This is a genomic window from Priestia sp. D51, from assembly GCF_053345675.1.
Genome location: NZ_JBLTIR010000009.1, coordinates 79535 through 97430, shown reverse-complemented (window position 1 = coordinate 97430; position 17896 = coordinate 79535). Strand labels below are relative to the sequence as shown.

Annotated in this window: 19 protein-coding genes and 1 riboswitch; of the genes, 14 read left to right on the top strand and 5 right to left on the bottom strand. The window is 38.3% G+C overall.

The genetic code is table 11. The features are described from left to right. Position 1: 1 nt before the first annotated feature. The 5 genes from ACNHOZ_RS24810 to ACNHOZ_RS24790 all read left to right on the top strand — a co-directional run bounded on the left by ACNHOZ_RS24810 (position 2) and on the right by ACNHOZ_RS24790 (position 4858). Positions 2-934, top strand: a complete 933-nt coding sequence (locus ACNHOZ_RS24810) for an ABC transporter ATP-binding protein (protein ID WP_034266954.1) — start codon at positions 2-4, stop codon at positions 932-934. A gap of 146 nt (positions 935-1080) precedes the next feature. Further along, entirely contained in the window at positions 1081-1674 is a 594-nt protein-coding gene (locus tag ACNHOZ_RS24805) for an undecaprenyl-diphosphatase (RefSeq protein ID WP_033580715.1), read from the top strand. A gap of 152 nt (positions 1675-1826) precedes the next feature. Further along, complete coding sequence (locus ACNHOZ_RS24800; protein WP_028412491.1) at positions 1827-2246, top strand: organic hydroperoxide resistance protein; 420 nt, start codon at positions 1827-1829, stop codon at positions 2244-2246. Positions 2247-2351: 105 nt separating this feature from the next. Further along, a riboswitch (cobalamin riboswitch) is annotated at positions 2352-2534 on the top strand. 133 nt (positions 2535-2667) lie between these two features. Next, on the top strand, positions 2668-3465 hold the full coding sequence (locus ACNHOZ_RS24795) for a HoxN/HupN/NixA family nickel/cobalt transporter (RefSeq protein ID WP_014461893.1): 798 nt from the start codon (positions 2668-2670) through the stop codon (positions 3463-3465). 229 nt (positions 3466-3694) lie between these two features. Continuing rightward, positions 3695-4858 carry a M20 family metallopeptidase gene (locus ACNHOZ_RS24790; RefSeq protein ID WP_048021617.1) on the top strand — a complete coding sequence of 388 codons (1164 nt, stop codon included), beginning with the start codon at positions 3695-3697 and terminating at the stop codon, positions 4856-4858. A gap of 67 nt (positions 4859-4925) precedes the next feature. Here ACNHOZ_RS24790 and ACNHOZ_RS24785 read toward each other — a convergent pair whose 3' ends face one another. Then, entirely contained in the window at positions 4926-5348 is a 423-nt protein-coding gene (locus ACNHOZ_RS24785) for a DoxX family protein (RefSeq protein WP_014461891.1), read from the bottom strand. Positions 5349-5653: 305 nt separating this feature from the next. Here ACNHOZ_RS24785 and ACNHOZ_RS24780 point away from each other — a divergent pair, with 305 nt between their 5' ends. After that, positions 5654-6178 carry a type 1 glutamine amidotransferase domain-containing protein gene (locus tag ACNHOZ_RS24780; protein WP_013055087.1) on the top strand — a complete coding sequence of 175 codons (525 nt, stop codon included), beginning with the start codon at positions 5654-5656 and terminating at the stop codon, positions 6176-6178. Between the two features lie 132 nt (positions 6179-6310). Here ACNHOZ_RS24780 and ACNHOZ_RS24775 read toward each other — a convergent pair whose 3' ends face one another. Further along, entirely contained in the window at positions 6311-6466 is a 156-nt protein-coding gene (locus ACNHOZ_RS24775; RefSeq protein ID WP_014461889.1) for a hypothetical protein, read from the bottom strand. A gap of 346 nt (positions 6467-6812) precedes the next feature. Between ACNHOZ_RS24775 and ACNHOZ_RS24770 the strand changes: the two genes are divergently transcribed. Next, on the top strand, positions 6813-7301 hold the full coding sequence (locus ACNHOZ_RS24770; protein WP_014461888.1) for a DinB family protein: 489 nt from the start codon (positions 6813-6815) through the stop codon (positions 7299-7301). A gap of 24 nt (positions 7302-7325) precedes the next feature. On the opposite strand, the gene ACNHOZ_RS24765 is transcribed toward ACNHOZ_RS24770, so the two are convergent. After that, positions 7326-8078, bottom strand: a complete 753-nt coding sequence (locus tag ACNHOZ_RS24765; protein ID WP_053074090.1) for a lipase family protein — start codon at positions 8076-8078, stop codon at positions 7326-7328. Positions 8079-8333: 255 nt separating this feature from the next. Between ACNHOZ_RS24765 and ACNHOZ_RS24760 the strand changes: the two genes are divergently transcribed. Continuing rightward, a complete protein-coding gene (locus tag ACNHOZ_RS24760) occupies positions 8334-9788 on the top strand; it encodes an alanine/glycine:cation symporter family protein (RefSeq protein ID WP_048021616.1) in 1455 nt (484 codons plus the stop codon). A gap of 32 nt (positions 9789-9820) precedes the next feature. Here the strand turns inward: ACNHOZ_RS24760 and ACNHOZ_RS24755 are convergent, their stop codons facing one another. Continuing rightward, complete coding sequence (locus ACNHOZ_RS24755; RefSeq protein ID WP_048021614.1) at positions 9821-10876, bottom strand: aromatic acid exporter family protein; 1056 nt, start codon at positions 10874-10876, stop codon at positions 9821-9823. Between the two features lie 143 nt (positions 10877-11019). Here ACNHOZ_RS24755 and ACNHOZ_RS24750 point away from each other — a divergent pair, with 143 nt between their 5' ends. Next, on the top strand, positions 11020-12186 hold the full coding sequence (locus tag ACNHOZ_RS24750) for a M20 family metallopeptidase (protein ID WP_047751748.1): 1167 nt from the start codon (positions 11020-11022) through the stop codon (positions 12184-12186). A gap of 54 nt (positions 12187-12240) precedes the next feature. On the opposite strand, the gene ACNHOZ_RS24745 is transcribed toward ACNHOZ_RS24750, so the two are convergent. Then, positions 12241-12696 carry a ferritin-like domain-containing protein gene (locus tag ACNHOZ_RS24745; RefSeq protein ID WP_028412483.1) on the bottom strand — a complete coding sequence of 152 codons (456 nt, stop codon included), beginning with the start codon at positions 12694-12696 and terminating at the stop codon, positions 12241-12243. Positions 12697-12847: 151 nt separating this feature from the next. Between ACNHOZ_RS24745 and corA the strand changes: the two genes are divergently transcribed. The 5 genes from corA to ACNHOZ_RS24720 all read left to right on the top strand — a co-directional run bounded on the left by corA (position 12848) and on the right by ACNHOZ_RS24720 (position 17812). After that, on the top strand, positions 12848-13813 hold the full coding sequence (gene corA, locus ACNHOZ_RS24740) for a magnesium/cobalt transporter CorA (protein ID WP_048021608.1): 966 nt from the start codon (positions 12848-12850) through the stop codon (positions 13811-13813). 154 nt (positions 13814-13967) lie between these two features. After that, complete coding sequence (dcuS, locus tag ACNHOZ_RS24735; protein WP_048021641.1) at positions 13968-15554, top strand: DcuS/MalK family sensor histidine kinase; 1587 nt, start codon at positions 13968-13970, stop codon at positions 15552-15554. Then, on the top strand, positions 15547-16272 hold the full coding sequence (locus ACNHOZ_RS24730; protein WP_048021607.1) for a response regulator: 726 nt from the start codon (positions 15547-15549) through the stop codon (positions 16270-16272). Before dcuS ends, ACNHOZ_RS24730 begins: the two co-directional genes overlap by 8 nt. Positions 16273-16413: 141 nt before the next feature. Beyond that, on the top strand, positions 16414-17073 hold the full coding sequence (locus ACNHOZ_RS24725; protein ID WP_028412479.1) for a cobalamin B12-binding domain-containing protein: 660 nt from the start codon (positions 16414-16416) through the stop codon (positions 17071-17073). Next, positions 17060-17812, top strand: a complete 753-nt coding sequence (locus ACNHOZ_RS24720; protein WP_033580723.1) for an STAS domain-containing protein — start codon at positions 17060-17062, stop codon at positions 17810-17812. Before ACNHOZ_RS24725 ends, ACNHOZ_RS24720 begins: the two co-directional genes overlap by 14 nt. Positions 17813-17896: the final 84 nt, after the last annotated feature.

Below are 17896 nucleotides of genomic sequence, written 5' to 3'. Positions count from 1 at the left end.
TATGTATGCTATTGAAACAAGTAAATTAACTAAAAAGTATGGATCTAAAACAATTGTTAATAGTATTAATTTGCAAGTCCCACAAGGAGAAATTTACGGATTTTTAGGGAGGAACGGAGCAGGGAAGTCTACATTTATTAATATGCTTACCGGCGTTTCATTCCCTTCAGCAGGAGAATTTACGCTGCTGGGACAGAGTGATATTGATTTAGAGCTTCAGAAGAAAATAGGTGTGCTTCCTGACTATGCTACCTTTTATGATGAGATGACGGCACTCAATCATTTGCGCTATTTTTTAAAGATAAACGGACATCGTTTTTCTAAAGAACACTGTAGTAATGTACTGAAGAAAGTAGGATTAGAAGGACATGACCATCAGAAAGTTGGAAAGTTTTCATTTGGAATGAAAAAGAAGTTAGGAATTGCTCAAGCGATTGTAACAGACCCAGATCTTATCTTTTTAGATGAACCAACTTCTGGAGTAGATATTGAATCTGCTCTCCACATTCATGAATTAATAAGAGAACTTCAAAATCAGGGCAAGACAATTTTTATGACGTCTCATAATTTAAATGAAGTTGAGAAGATTTGTACACGTGTAGCGATTATGAAAAATGGTGTTATTTTAGTAGAAGGGACAATGGAAGAACTGCGTTTTCAATACCAAGCGAAAAAAACGGTGATGATTAAACATGATCCTTACCCAAGCAGTCATAAAGAATATATTCAACAGTTTTTCCGTACAGTGAGTCCGGACGTGGAATACCATCACACGTACACAAAAGTGATGCTTCAAAAAGAGAGAAATATCCCTCTGATTATTCGCGAATTGATTCAATGCGGCATCGATATTTATCAAATTCACGTAGAAGAGCCTTCTTTAGAAGAAATCTTTTTGCAAAAAAACATCGTGGATCATTCGCAGGTAAGTTAATGGGCAAAAATCTGTTGGCTTACCACTCAGCCTGACTACGTTATTTATAAATACCAGTTAGGAAGCTTCTGACAAAAATATGTTCATTTTCTTCAGAAACTGATAAGATAGCTAATGACATTTAAAAATAAGAAAGGATTTCGATTATGTTATCAGCTATTAATTCAGTAGACTATACCATTTTCCATGCGGTGAATCAGTACGCCTCGCATGTGAAGTTTGTAGATTCGCTGATGGTATTCTTTGCAGATTATGCCCAGTATGTACTTATTGTTTTACTCGGCTTGTTTTTACTTATTAATAAAAACGGCAGCCGTGTTGTAGCATTTCAAGCTTTATGTGCTTGTGCCACAGGAGTCATTATCAATAAAGTGATTAGTTTATTTGCTTATCGAGATCGTCCGTTTATCTCTCACCACGTGAATCAGCTTATTGATCACGCCGCGAATTCTTCATTTCCAAGCGATCATGCTACGTCTGCATTAGTTATCACTTTTACCATTTGGCTGCATTTCAAACGTTCAGGGCGCATGTGGGTTGTCATGGGTGCACTCATTGCATTTTCACGCGTATGGGTTGGCGTTCACTATCCATTCGATGTGTTAACAGGAGCCGTTTTAGGCTGCGTGCTGGCGCTGTTTATTCATTATGTTATTTTTAATACGAAACTGATGAGGGCTATTACTAACTTGTCTATTTTTCGAAAATCAGCTTATGACGAACAGTCTCAATATTATTAAGAAAAAGTCGCATATACGCGGCTTTTTTTTATTGGAAAATTTTTAATGTATTTAACACTTGTTTTTTAAAATTAAATTGTGTACAATTAAATTACAGAAACGATAAATAAAAAATTTTAATAAAATTACTAAAAAAGAGGAGAGATTTATACATGAAAGCTTTATATGAAACGACAGTCGTTAACACAGGTGGAAGAACAGGAGAAGTTCATTCTTTAGATAATATCTTTAATCTAGACGTTGCAACACCTCCAGCGCTTGGTGGAGAAGCAACAACAGCAACAAACCCAGAGCAGCTATTTGCAGCTGGATACAGTGCTTGTTTCAACAGCGCGTTAGAATTTATGTTGAAAAAACATAACGTAGAAATTAAAAGCAGTGAAGTAAAAGCTACGGTTCAGCTGCTTCCAGATAAAGCTGATCAAGGAGTGAAAATTGCTGTAGCGCTTGAAGCTCATATCGAAGGCTTAGATTTAGAAACAGCTAAAAAATATGTAGACCTAGCCCACTCATACTGCCCGTATTCAAAAGCAATCAGCGGCAACGTAGACGTAACGGTAGAAGTAGTTTAATTGCTTTAAAAAGCCCTGCTAAGCATGTAAAGCTTAGCAGGGCTTTTTTATTTGAATTTTCTCTATTCATTTGTAAGGAGTACTAGTATAATGAGGAAGAAAATGAATCATTCGCACAGTTTAGGTGCTCTTACATAGCGTAAGAGGTAACAGGGAATCGAGTGCAAATCTCGAGCGGTCCAGCCACTGTAAGCAGGGAGTTTTCTATCTTATCGTCACTCAAAACGGGGAAGGCGGTAGAAAATGATGATCTCAAGCCAGGAGACCTACCTATTCTGTACACTTGACTCTTCTAGGAAAGAGGCGGTGTATCAAGGTACGCAGTGAGCAATTGCTGTTTATTTTCATATGCCGACACATCCTCAATTTCTATAGAATTGAGGCTTTTTTACGTTTTATTTTAAAAAAAGGAGTGTAGGAAATGGAAGGTTTATCAGTTTTTTTACTTGTCTTTTTATTAGGAATCAGGCACGGATTGGATGCAGATCACTTAGCTTTTATTGATGGCCAGACCCGATATAATTGGCGAATGGGGAGCCGTTTTGCCCCGTGGGTCGGCACGCTGTTTTCACTAGGTCACGGAGGAATGGTGGCCGTCACGGCCGGGGTGCTTGGCGTGGTGATGAAGAATTTTACGTTTCCATCGTATTTCGATCATTTTGCATCTTGGGTATCCATTATCTCCCTCTTTCTAATCGGGACATTAAACACATATCATTTGCTTCGAACCAAAAATAAAGAGGAAGAGTTTGAGCTGAGCGGGTTAAAAGGGAAGTTTATTCCGAAAATCGCAAAAGGAACAACGAATCCTTTTTTAATTATTCTTGTAGGAGCATTGTTCGCTTTAGCAGCCGAAACGGTCAGTCAAACGGCCGTGTGGTCTCTAGCTGTAGGGAACGCAGGCAAGTATACGCCGCTTTTATTAGGACTAGTATTTATGTTTGGTATGATGCTGACAGATACAATCGATTCACTGATTGTACATAAAATGGTGAATGAATCGAGTAAGTTTGGGCGATCTGCTTCCCGCTTGATGGGCTGGGTTATTGTTGTCCTCGCGTATGGTGTGTCACTCTATTTAGCATTCACTTTCTTTAACCCGTGGGCCGAAGTAAACTTTGAAATGGTTGGCGTTATTTTGTTTATTTTTTTAGTGTCTATGTTTGTTTTTGTGAGTGTGAAGTCAAAAGGGAAAAATATTAAAATAAATGTCAATTAGTCAAACGAAAGCTTTAATCTGTTGAAGATTGAAGCTTTTTTGTATGAATTTGTTGAAGTTTATGGCTATTTTCGGTCGGTTATGAATAAGTTAAAGTATTATCTATATTTAAAGGATGGAAAATTGTCTGAAAACCATTATAATTAAGGATAATTTAAGGTCGTTATGTGAAACGTAGAACATAGTTATACGTACGATAAATAAAAGCATTTAATGCGAGCAGCAGGGGTTGTTTGGAGGAGGAATTGATTTGAGTCAGGTAATGGTAGAACAAAGTGTATTTAGTTATTTAAAAGAACACGAACAAGAGATGCTTGAAGATTTAGTTGGATTTGTGAAAAAAGAATCACCGTCCTACAGTAAAGAGTTAGTAGATCAGTGTGGAATGTATTTAACGGAGCTGTTTCAAAAGCGTTTAGGAGTAGGCTACGAAATTATAGAAGAAAAAGAAGTAGGAAACCATTTGAAATTTACGATTGGAGAAGGAGAAAAGCAGCTTTTAATTATCGGTCACTTTGACACGGTATGGGAAAAGGGAAGGCTAAGTCTAAGAACAGAGGGAAACAAGCTGTACGGTCCGGGAATTTTAGACATGAAAGGCGGCATTGTGCAATCTATATGGGCGATTAAAGCGATTCAAGAGCTTGGCTTATCGCTCGATAAAAAAATTGTGTTTTTCTGCAATTCGGATGAAGAGATTGGGTCAATTTCTTCTAAAAAATACATTGAAGAAGAAGCACAAAGAAGTGAAGCAGTGCTAGTAGCAGAACCGGCGGTGGCGGGTTCAGGTGCGTTAAAAACGTCGCGCAAAGGAGCGGGAATTTTCACCGTAAAAGTATGGGGACGAGCAGCACACGCGGGTAATCACCACAAAGAAGGAATCAATGCGATTGAAGAGCTTGCGCGCCAAGTGATTTTTCTGCAGAGCTTAACCGATTATGAAAAAGGTACAACGGTGAACGTTGGGACATTTACCGGAGGCAGCGGTACAAATGTAGTGCCGGAATATGCAGAAGCGCACGTGGATTTACGTGTTTCTACAGAAGAAGAAGCAAAACGTATGACGGATATTATTTTGAATTTAACGCCCATTTTAAAAGGGATTAAGATTGAAGTAACAGGAGGCATGAACCGTCCTCCAATGGTTAAGTCTAAACAAACGGAAGAGTTATTTGAATGCGCTCAGTCAATTGCGGCCAAACTGGGTATGAAATTAGAAGAAGCAGCTGTTGGAGGCGGAAGTGATGGCAATTTTACAGCGGCCATTGGTGTTCCCACGTTGGATGGATTAGGAGCATGCGGAAAAGGAATACATGCGGAATATGAACATATTCAAATTGATACGTTGTCCGAGCGCTCTTCTTTATTTGCGAATTTACTGCTTCAAATATAAAAAAAGCCCGCCTCAAACGGCGGGACTAACCTGAAAGCTTATATTGGGAGAGTATAAGCTTTCTTTTTTATTTACTGCTTTCTTCTTGAAGAGAAAAAGCAGTTTCTTTCTTTTTAAATACCACTTTATCAAGAGCAAGGAACTGGCTTCCTGCAAGAAATAGGTGAGCAGACATGGCAATTAAGGCGATATCAAACTCAAATCCGCCAACAAATCCGCTTTTAAGCTTGGCTGTGAAAATAGCGCCGAGCATTACTGCTATAAATAAAGCACCTATGACTCTTGTTGCTAAACCAAGAATAATAAGAATACCACCTACAAGTTCAATCGTTGCAACAATATATGCCATGAAACCAGGGATTCCTAAGCTATCGAAGAACCCTACTGTATTTTCAATTCCCCCTTGCCATTTTTGAAAGCCGTGTACTAAAAATGTAAAACCTAATACTAAACGAATAATAAGTGAACCAATTTCGACGTTTTTATTCACTTTACTTCCTCCTTTAAGTGTATTTGAAAAACACTACATTATGTAGTGTGAAAGCCCGAAAAAAGAAATGTAGCAATTAAATCAGAAAGTCTTTCTTATTTGGATAATTTTACAACATTATGAATACTACACTACACATTGTAGTGTGGTGTTTGTCCCCAGTCAAGTGAAAATATAAAATTAGACCATTTGGCATACAAAAAATTTCTGAAGGGCACTTGAAAAATCCTTTAATTATGTACAATTTAGTTCCTTATTTTCAATCTTATTCTCCAACATGCTATACTGATGGCGGAGGTGTTACGATGCGCTTAGAAAATAAAAGAGTTATTGCGCTTGTTAGTGCAGACTTTGAAGATCTAGAACTATGGTATCCAGTGATGCGTCTTCGCGAAGAAGGAGCAGAAGTACATTTAGTTGGAGAAAAAGCAAACGAAACGTACATGGGGAAATACGGTGTTCCAGCCGTATCGGACTACGCATTTAAAGATGTTGATCCAGCTGAATATGACGCTATTTTAGTACCTGGAGGCTGGGCGCCGGATAAACTGCGCCGCTACCCTGAAGTAATTGAAATGGTTCGTCATATGGATGAACAGCAAAAGCCAATCGGCCAAATCTGCCATGCAGGATGGGTATTAATCTCTGCAAAAATCTTAGATGGCCGAAACGTAACAAGTACGCCAGGAATCAAAGATGATATGGAAAATGCGGGAGCTATTTGGCATGATGAAGCAGTCGTAATCGACGGCCACATCATTTCAAGTCGCCGTCCGCCAGACCTTCCTCCTTATGCAAAAGCATTTGCTGATGTACTAGCAGAGCAATAAGAAAAAAGCCGAAACCATATTGGTTTTGGCTTTTTTATAAGATTCCCTAAAAAAAGAAATGATAAAGTAAATAAAAAATCATCATTAAAAAAGCGAGCAGATGCATCTGCTCGCTTTTGTTCGTGTTTCTTATCAGTAACTTGCTTTTTGCAAGTGTAAAAACAAAATGATTACTTTCTTTATAAAATCCATGATTACGGTTTTTGTATGTTTCGTTGTTGTTAGGGCACAATTAGCATTGATTGTGCTTGCATGGATTTCATCCATTGCCGCGGTTTGTTTTTCCACATGATCGATTAACCTAAACGACGCAAGCCCTACCTCTCTTGCATCCTTACGGCTCCGAAGCCGATCCAGTGTGAATAAGTTTTGTTCAAAGACATGTGTCGAATGCCAGTATTTTTACCTTGCATTGTACGATACATCCTCTCAAGTTACTTTCACTATGTCTAGCTCTTAAAGAAAAGCCAGAAATCTAAATATAACACCCTGGTTAACCAATGTCAAATAGAAAATATGATTTTTTCACGTGAAACAATTGCAGTTAAAACAAGGTTAAGTAAAGGGATATCTTTTTTATATGGAAGAGTTTTTTGGTACGATAAGTTAGAGGAATCCTAGAGGAGGATGAAAAATGAACAAAAATGAACAGTTTCGAAATGATGTATTGAACAGTGTAGAATCATTAACATACGAACAATTAAATCAGCAGCCAGCATCTAATACATGGAGCGTTATGCAAGTATTAGAACATTTATATTTGATGGAGCGCATGATTGTTTCACGTGTAAAGGATCAGTTAGAAAACGGTGTAGATCAGCCCACTGAAGATAAGCCGTTTCATTTAGCGGTAGACCGTTCGCGAAAAGTAGATGCACCGGCTCAAGTTACGCCTTCTAATGAAAAGCAGACATTAGAAGAAATGAAGAGTAAGCTGGCAGAATCAAGAGAGGCTTTAGCAGAGTTAGAAGAAACAGCAAGTGAAGATAAGCTAAAGCAAAAATCATTTCCACACCCTGTATTTGGGTTAATGGATTTAAAGCAATGGATTGACTTTATTGGTTATCACGAAAAGCGTCATCAAGAACAAATAGAAGAAATCAAAGCAGCAATCGGTGCATAAAAAAACAGGCTTTCCGCCTGTTTTTTATTTTTGGACCAAAATAGGATAATCCGACATCATCCAAATGCCAACACTGTACGTTTGGGGATTATGGTTCCCTACGGTAGAACCTGTTTGAATGGTAAATGAGAGTTGAAGAGGGTCTTGATCGTAATAAATTGTTTGCTTTGTGGAAGGGGAATAGAGTCGCTTCGGAGGGATTTTAGGAACCGTATCCGTCGTGTTAACAAAGCAGCGGCTATTTGAAACAAGATTTGTGTATGTTTGAACGAATTGAGGATCACCTACTCGAGGAGCTCCGTAGTTGTACATTGTAACCTCTGGAAAAGATGCGTTTGTGGCGACATCTAAGGCATGAAGAGCAGCGAGTGCACCACCTAGGCTATGCCCCGTTATATAAAGTGGCTTGGGGGTAAGGGACTGATACGTTTCAAAAATTTCATCACGGCATGATTCGTAAACGGCTAAAAAACCTTCGTGGACGAGACCGGCTTGTTGATTGTATGGATAAGGGCGCTGCTTAATGCGAGCATCAGCAATCCAATCTGCCTCAGATTGAGTTCCTCGAAAGGCAATTACGATAGAGTCATCAGATTCTAAAATAAAACCAAACCATTCTTGAACCCCTATGGCAGAAGCTTTAAACGATTTAATAAGCCGGTAGCCTTCAGGTACATCAAATGTGCCTCCCTGTGCGTATTGCTTATAAGCTAAGACGCACGCATAAAGAAGGTCTAGAGCTAAAGGACGATAAAATAAAGGCTCTATTCTCATCATTGTTTTTCACACCTTCTAATAGAAAGTAACTCCTATAGCCTATGTGTTCCTGATAAGAAAGGTGCAGATATCTCTCTTTTGAAAGCGATAATTACGGAATGTAAACGGTTCATCGTTGGATGTTTTTGAGGATTTTATAAGTTTTTTTGTGTATTTTAACTAAAAAAAAGTTTTAATTTAGAGTTTTATTGTTAAAATTTATAATTTAACTTATAATTTAAAATAGTCTGAATGAAAAAATAAGGGGGTTATCTTTTGGAGCAATTTGTAACGAGTTTGAATAATGTGCTATGGAGCACGCCTGTTATTTATGGATGTCTTGCGATTGGCCTGTTTTTCTCAATTTTAACGAGGTTTTTGCAGGTAAGACACTTAAAAGACATGGTTATGCTTATGTTTCAGGGTAAAAGCTCAGAAGCAGGAGTTTCTTCCTTCCAAGCCCTGTCTTTAGCGCTGTCGGGACGAGTCGGAACAGGAAACATTGCTGGAGTGGCAACAGCTATCGCTTTTGGAGGTCCAGGAGCTGTATTTTGGATGTGGGCAGTTGCTTTTATTGGTGCTTCTAGTGCATTCATCGAATCAACACTTGCTCAAATTTATAAAGTTAAACAAGATGGCCAATATCGAGGTGGTCCAGCGTACTATATTGAAAAAGGAACAGGTATGAAATGGTATGGCATTTTATTTGCTATTGCAGCACTTGTTGCGATGAGTATCCTAATGCCGGGCGTTCAGTCTAACTCCATCGCGCTTGGCATCGACAATGCATTTGGCGTTAGTCCAACGGTTACAGCAGTAGGATTAGTTATTATTCTTGCTTTTATTATCTTTGGAGGCGTTAAGCGTATTGCAGGGGTGGCCCAATTCGTTGTACCTTTTATGGCACTTGGGTATATTATTTTAGCTCTTATCATTATTGCCATGAACATTTCCGAGTTGCCGGGAGTTATCGCTCTTATTTTTAAAAGTGCTTTTGCATTAGATTCTGCTTTTGGAGGAATTGTTGGTTTAGCTGTTTCTTGGGGAGTGAAGCGGGGCATTTATTCAAATGAAGCAGGACAAGGAACAGGGGCGCACGCAGCAGCTGCAGCAGAAGTTTCGCATCCGGCGAAACAAGGACTTGTACAAGCTTTTTCGGTTTATATTGACACCCTGTTCGTTTGTTCAGCAACGGCTTTTATGATTTTATTCACAGGCATGTACAATACGGAAGGACCGGGCGGTTCATTTATTATTTCGAATTTACCGGGTGTAGAAGCAGGACCTGGATTTACACAAGCTGCTATTGAAACAGTGTTACCTGGATTTGGGGCTGGTTTCGTGGCAGTTGCTCTATTTTTCTTCGCATTTACAACGATTATGGCTTATTATTACATCGCCGAAACAAATATTGCTTATCTAACTCGCGGAAAGAACGGAAAGTGGGCTATGTTTGCATTAAAGCTTGTCCTTCTAGGAGCTACGTTCTACGGGTCAGTTAAACAAGCATCACTAGCTTGGGCGCTAGGTGATGCAGGACTTGGTATTATGGTATGGCTAAATTTAATTGCTATCTTAATTTTAGCTAAGCCTGCGTTAGTTGCATTAAAAGACTATGAAGCTCAGAAAAAACAGGGGCTAGACCCTGTGTTTGATCCTGTTAAGCTAGGAATTAAAAATGCGGACTACTGGGAGAAAGAATATAAGAAAGATGAGTCACAAGTTTCGTAAACAAGAAAATCCTCACATATGTGAGGATTTTTTTATGAAGAAAGTGAGACAGGCGAATTGTTTAAGTTATAGCGTTCCTTCAAACAATGAATACGGTGTAGTTCTTCAAGCAGGTGATGAATCGCAAGAAGTTCGTACAGCATGGTTGTTTCTGTTGAAAAAGGCTGATCCACTCTGTTTTCTTCCTGCTTATGTGCCCAAAACCTTTTTTTAAAAGTCAAAACAAGCGTTTGATGCTGCAAAGAGCTTTTATATTGTTCATTTTGTAAGACGTTATGAAAGGAAGTGAAAGTGTCCCAAATCACTTGATGTTTTGCACTTTGAAGCTGGTGAGCAGGCAAATAAATTAAATTACCAATATGGTAGACAAGCTGCCTCATAAGTGAAAGTTTCTTATATTCATAGTGGAATTTTCTCATAGCTGTACGAGTGAAATGGTGAAACTTCCATTCTTTTCGCTGATACTCACAAAGCGTTTCAATTTTTTCAATTTCAGCAGAAAGCTGCTGAAATTGAAGCTTTGTTTGTTTATGACAAGCGTGTACTTGAGAAAGTTCGCTTCCTCTTTGCTGTAAGACGCTACTCATTTGTTTTGAGAGATTTTGAATTTTCCTCGTAATAATCGGTGTATAATTAGGAGGAAGAACAATGATATTTACAAGTGAAGAAGTAAGCAGCCCAATACTAGTGGTCGCTAGGCGAATTAAAAATGATATGAAATAATGGTCGTGCACAATCGTCAGCATAGCCACTCCTGTTAGCGTTGCAACGAGTGTTCCGGCATGTAAACGCAATTTATAACAGGATATAATAGTAGAAACAGCAACAAGCATATAGGTAAGCGGCGTTACGCCTAAAAGAAATGTGTAAATCATGGCAAAAGCAGCTCCAATTGCTGAAGCAGGAAAGCGAATGAACGCTTTTTTGATAGAATCCGCAGCGGTTGGTTCAATCGTAACAATAGCTGTAATAACAGCGAGCATATACGGCCAGCCAACGGACTGACAAATGAGTGCAGTCAAAAAAACGGCAATGCCTGTTTTAATAATACGACCGCCTAAAAAATTAAATTTTTTTACGTTAATCATTATGCATACCTTCTTTAAAACAGTTAGTAGTTTAATTATAAGGCATATTAAGGTGATAGGAAAACACGTCTTAAAAACTAGCTTTCAAAAAACGAATAAATATACTATAATTTGTTTAAATATTTAAAAGAGGAGTACAACTAATGAAACAATTAATAAATGAAACAATTAATAAATTACAGGATACATTTTATGATGTAAGCAAATATATTGGACAAAATCCTGAGCTTGGCCATGAAGAATTTAAGGCTTGCAAAGCATTAACAGATGTTTTAAAAGAACAAGGGTTCACAGTTGAAATTGGTACATGTGACTTGCCAACGGCTTTTACCGCTGTTTATGACAGTCAAAAGCCAGGTCCATCGATTGGGTTTATGGCAGAGTACGATGCTTTGCCGGATCTCGGACACGCATGCGGACATAACTTAATTGGAACCATGTCAATTGCCGCTGGTATTGGTCTGAGTAAAGCAGTCGCAGAAACGGGCGGTAAAATATACGTATACGGAACGCCTGCAGAGGAAACACGAGGCGGCAAAGTAACGATGGCTGAACAAGGTATTTTTAATCATTTAGACGTAGCTATGATGGTGCACCCTTATTACTGTCATCAAAAAAGCGGGCGTTCTCTTGCGATGGATGCGATTCAGTTTGAGTTCTTCGGAAAATCTGCACATGCAGCCGCTGCCCCTCATGAAGGAATCAATGCGCTAGACGGTGTATTACAAACGTTCAATAGCATTAATGCGCTTCGCCAGCATGTGAAGCCGGATGTACGTATTCATGGAGTGATTACAGAGGGTGGCAAGGCGGCCAACGTTGTACCGGATTATGCAGTAGCGCAATTTTATGTTCGCGCTTCAACTCGTGCATATGTAGATGAAGTAACAGATAAGGTGAAGGCATGTGCACATGGTGCTGCTTTAGCGACGGGAACAAAATTAAAAATCTCAAACTATGAGTTTTCTTATGATGATATGCAAACGAATCAAACATTATCCGACGTCTATACAAATAATCTCATCTCATTAGGTGTGAGCGAGCAAAGCATTACGGAAGACCAAGGCGATCATGGATCTTTAGATATGGGGAATGTGAGTCAGGTTGTTCCGGCTATTCATCCGTATATTCAAATTTGTGATGATTATTTTGTTTGTCATACGCACGAATTTAGAGAAGCAGCTTTAAGTGAGCAAGGAAGAGAAGCAATGATACTTGGTGCAAAAACAATGGCATTAACAGGGTATGACGTATTAACAAATCAAACGCTGCTCCAAAAAATTAAAGAAGAATTTAATGCTACAAAGTAAGAGGTAATAATAAAACCATACTAAATAATACGCTTGCGACTGCAAGCGTATTATTTAGTATGAGAAGTGGGACTGAATGGTTCGAAAAATTTGACCGTGGCGCTGTTCATCGCTCGCAGCTCGAACAATGCGGCTTTGAATTCGAGCATTTGTGATTCTTCTAGCGATTGATTGATAAAATGGAACGGTTTCTACTTCATCTTTAATGGATTCAGAGACCCCTTCTTGAAAAGTATTTGGCAGTTTTATGTTTAATGAAATCTGTGGGTAGCTGCCTGATAAATCATAATAGGCTTTAGAAAACCAGTCAAAGTGTTTAATTTCATCCTGCCGAATACCTAATATAGCTTGTTGAAACTGATCATTAGGAGCCAGCTCTGCTAGGCGTGTATAGTAGTGAATAGCAGAAAACTCATCGTTTACAGCTTTGTTTATATCTCTTAAAAGCTGTTCGTCTAGTCTTGTATCATCTTCCCAATATTCTTCATGCCGGGAGTAAAATTCATACATATGGATATACCTCCTCACCGTTTTGTTCTCTTGTCGTCACCATCATCGTATGTATAGACAAGAAAAGGCGTACATTAAAAGAAAAAAGTTTAACAAAATGGTAAAAAGGGTATGTGCAGAGAATAGTATCAAAAAAGACAGAGGTTATCTTATGATTAAAATTGTAGCTAAAACCAAAGAAGGAGCTATTAAAGACATAGAAATGAATGAGATTCGTTCAAGCCATGACTTTCAATGGTATTGGGTTGATTTTTACAATCCCACCGAGGAAGAAAAAAAGCAGCTTGAACAATTTAATTTTCATCCTTTAGCAGTTGAGGACTGTTTGAATCAAGGTCAGCGGGCTAAATTTGAGTTGTATGATGAGCATTATTTTTTAGTGTATTATGCACTTCATAAAGAAGAGCTTGAGCACTTAGAAGTATCTGCATTTGTGGGGGATAACTTTTTAGTCACTTACCACTTGGACAAGCTAACGAGCGTGGCTAGAGTGTGGGAGCTTATCAAAAAAGACCCTGAGGCTACCGAAGATGGAACATGGGATATCATGTATGAACTCTTAGATCATACCGTTGATGAATACTTCCCTGTGCTTTATAAATTTGAAGATCACATAGACGACATTGAAGACAATGCAAAAGACGAACCTATGGATGAACTAATGAGGCAGCTTTATGACATCCGAAGTGATTTGTCACGAATGCGCCGGATTTTAAACCCCATGAGAGATTTAATGTATCGTATTATGTCAACCAATGCGTTAAAAGCAAAAGAGCAGGTTCGCTATTTTAATGATATTTATGACCACCTATTAAATATGATTGAAATTATGCAAGCAAGCAGGGATTTGTCAAATGATATTCGAGAAAGCTTTATGTCCATCAACTCGGATCGTATGAATTCAATCATGTTTACGCTAACGCTGATGTCAGCTATTTTCTTACCGTTGACGTTTATTGCTGGCCTCTATGGCATGAACTTTTCATATATGCCGGAACTGACGGGAAAATATAATTATTTTATTGTACTGGGCATTATGATTGGGCTTGTAGGCGTAATGGTCTTTGCCTTTTATAAAATGGGATGGTTCAAATATCGAAAAGGACCTAAACTATAAAGTAGATTGTTAACCTTCCTGTATAAATGTTCATCAACTCAGTAAAAATGAAATTAAATAAGCGAAGATCTTATCTGCCTCTAGATAAGATCTTTTTCTTGTGCTATAAACAAGGAAAGCAGGGAAGCGAGGGAAGAATGTGAAACACGGAAGAATGGGGCTGCGAAGCATCACGGTGCTGCTTGTATGCATGGTGGTAATTCTATCGCTATTGTTAACGGATTTATTAGTTAGCAGTTCAATTGGAAAAAACATCCGAGATCAACAGGCTGAAAAAGCTCGGACTATTGCTACAATTATTTCAGAATCAACGAACGTGAAAAAAGGACTAAAGACAAAAACACCTCAGTCAATTCAGGAATTTACTGAACGAATTCGTAAAAAATCAAGCGTCTTGTTTATCGTTGTTATAGATATGAATGGAATCCGCCAATCTCACCCAGATCCTAAAAAGATAGGAAAGAGGTTTGCCGGAGGCGATGAGCAAAAATCATTGCACGGGAAATCTTATGTATCTGTATCAAAAGGAACGCTTGATAAATCTCTGCGCGCTTTTGCACCTATTTATAATGAAAAAAATCAACAAATTGGCGCAGTGGCTGTGGGGATTTCTTTGAATAATGTAAATGAAGCGATTAGAGATGGGCATCGTCGAATTGTTTTAGGTTCATTAATTGGCTTACTTGTAGGCGTTCTTGGTGCTATTTTATTAGCGAATTACATAAAGAAAATTTTATTTGGCTTGGAACCTTCTGAAATTGCTAAAATTCTAGAAGAGAGAAGCACCATGCTGCAGTCGGTTCGTGAAGGAGTGATAGCTGTTGATAAAGAAGGTAATATTACACTTGCTAATCGTTCTGCACGCCGCTTATTTGTTAAAGCAGGGTTAGCACCAGAGCCAATCGGTTTGTCTATTCGAGAATATATGCCCACCTCCAGATTGGACGACGTTTTGTCTACGGGGGAATCTCATTATGATGAAGAGCAAGTCATAAATGGAGTAGCCATTGTAGTTAATAGGGTTCCGCTAGTGGTAAACGAAGAGATTGTAGGAGCACTTTCTACGTTTCGGGATAAAACAGAAGTTAATATCTTAGCAGAACAGCTAACAGGTGTTAAAATGTATGTGGAAGCGCTTCGAGCACAATCGCATGAATTTATGAATAAACTTCATGTGATTTTAGGAATGGTGCAGATGAATTATTATGATGAGCTAAAAACGTATATTCATCAGCTTGTTAATCATCGTGTCGATGAATCTAGTTCAGTGACTAAATCTATTAAAGATCATGCGTTGGCAGGGTTTCTCATGGGCAAAATGAGTTATGCTAGAGAGGAAAGCGTAGAACTGACGTTTTCCGCTGATGAAGTTATTCCAGAACCTTCAGATCCACACGTTACTCATCATCTCATTACCATTATTGGAAATTTAATTGATAATGCAATTGATTCAGTTTGTCATCAAGCCTCTAAAAAAGTGTCCGTTATGCTTGTGTATAAAAACAATAAGCTTACGATTCAAGTTACGGATACAGGCTGCGGCATTCCTTCCGATACAATGAATCAGATTTTCAAGAAAGGCTTTTCTACAAAAGGAACGAGCAGAGGGTTTGGGCTGCATTTAGTGAAGCAAACGATTGATGAACTAGGTGGCCAAATCGTTATTGACTCATTTATAAATAGCGGTACCACATTCTATATTGATATTCCGTACGAAACAAGGAGAGATCAAGTTGATTAAAGTATTAATTGTTGAAGATGACCCAATGGTTGCTCAGTTTAATCAAAAGTACATTGAAGAGATAGAGGGGTTTACAGTGGTCGCTGTTGCTCATTCGGGTCATGAAGCCTTAGTGAAGGTAAATGAATATCAAGTTGATTTAGTACTGCTTGATATCTTTATGCCTGGGCAAAATGGTTTGAGAGTTTTACAAGAGATTCGAACAAAGCAAGAGGAAATAGACGTCATTTTTATCACCGCTGCTTCGGATGCCCAAACGATTCAGCAAGCTTTACGCTATGGAGCGATTGATTATTTGATTAAGCCTTTTACATTTGAACGCTTTTATCAAGCACTTTCGGCTTATAAACAAACATTTCGTACGTTAAAACAGCAACCTCAGCTTAATCAACAGGAATTAGACGGGCTGCTGTCTAATAAAAAAATAAAAGAAGCTCCGGTAGAGCCGTTGCCTAAGGGTCTAACGACAGGAACATTAGAAGTCATCGTAGAAGCCATTGTGCATCTTAAATATCACCCTTTTTCGACCGATGATGTGGCTGAAAAAACGGGAATTTCAAGAGTGTCTATTCGAAAATATTTAAAATTTCTAACAGATATAGGTCTTCTTGGAGAAAGAATGACTTACGGCACAATAGGACGTCCTGTGTATGCGTACTTATACAATGAACAAAACCGTCACTTGCTGCATCACTACCTCGTTGACTTTGAAAAATAAAAAGATTTACCTGTCAGAGACGTCCGGTGCTATTTTGTCGGTGTGAGAATATTTTACTGTAGAGTGCCGGTGAGTTAAGTGGTATGGTTGATAATAACAAAGGAAAAAAACAAGTCGTTTGACTGAAAAAGAGGTGGTTTCTTGATTGAAAGCATAGAACGCTTGACTGAATTACTGTTATCAGGGAATCAAGATGAAGCTTGGAATATTGTGTGGAAAAAAAGACAGCAGGGTTTCGACACATTTTATATTTTTCAGCAATTCATTTCAGTGTCAATGGCTCAAATCGGTATGATGTGGGAAGAAGATGAAATTTCAGTGGCTGATGAACATTTAGCTACTACTACCTGTGACTATGTTTTGTCACGCTATCAATTGTGTATAAGACAAGAAGTTATTAAAAGTGAAAAAAAAGGTCTGTTTTTGTGTATAGAAAATGAACAGCATTTTTTAGGTTTAAAAATGATTTCCATTCTCTTTGAAGAGCACGGATGGCAGACGAAACTTTTAGGAGCAGATTCTCCGCTTTTACATGCAACGCACGCTGTTGAACAATGGAAACCTGATTTAGTAGGAATCTCGTTCAGTTTAACTCATCATATAGAAAAAGCAAACGAATATATAGAAGGATTAAAAAAGACAAAACATCAGCCGCTTATTTTAGTTGGAGGCCGAGTAGTTTCAAACTATAAGTTTCCTCTTGTTCAAACAAATCAAGTTCGATTTATTGCACAGCTAGAGGAGTTGAAAGAGCTTTTTCATTATCAATCAATTAGGGGGATTAAGGTTGTCGACTATTAAATATGCTCCGCTTCCTGCTTTTATTATGGATGAGGAAATGAATATTCTAGCGCAATCTGATGAAGCAGCCGCTTTATTCGGAGAGGTTCAACATTTTTTAGAAATTGTTGATGAAGATAGTCAGAACAAAGCTAGAAAACGATTAGGAAAGAAGGAAAAAATAAAAACAGAATTAGTCATGCATTCGCGTAAAGCTAAGATGTCTCTTTATACTGTGAATTGCAAATGGGAGCAAGATAAGGCGCATGTAATATGTGTAGAGGAAGATTCTCAAATTAGAATTCTCTCAGAAAAAATCGAACAGCATACAGCGCGTTTATCTGAAACAGACTTAGAACTGCTGCTGCAAAAAGAACGATTAGAAAAGGCCATGAACCGAGTTATAGAGCTGTCGGGACCGTTTATTCATTTATCGAACAACATGGTGCTTATACCTCTGTTTGGCGATTTATTTGAGGAAGTCATCATGAAAAATGAACATCGGCTGCTCAGACAAATAGATGAGGAAACGGTTGATCGAGTTATCATTGATTTTAATGGAATCGGTCAAATTGATGAACGAGGTGTTGCAGCCCTAGAACATTTAATATGGGAATTTCAGCTAATGGGCGTACAGATTTATTTAACAGGTGTGACACCCGATCACAGTCAATGGCTTCACCAGTATCATTTTCAAGCAAATGTAAAATCTATTAGTAACCTAGGTCAGGCCATTCATCAATTTTTTACAACGGCATGAAATGGCTACAAAAAGTGAACACTTCATATAAAGGCAATAAGACAGGGGATCAATACGGATAAACAGGTGATTAAAATTTGGTGA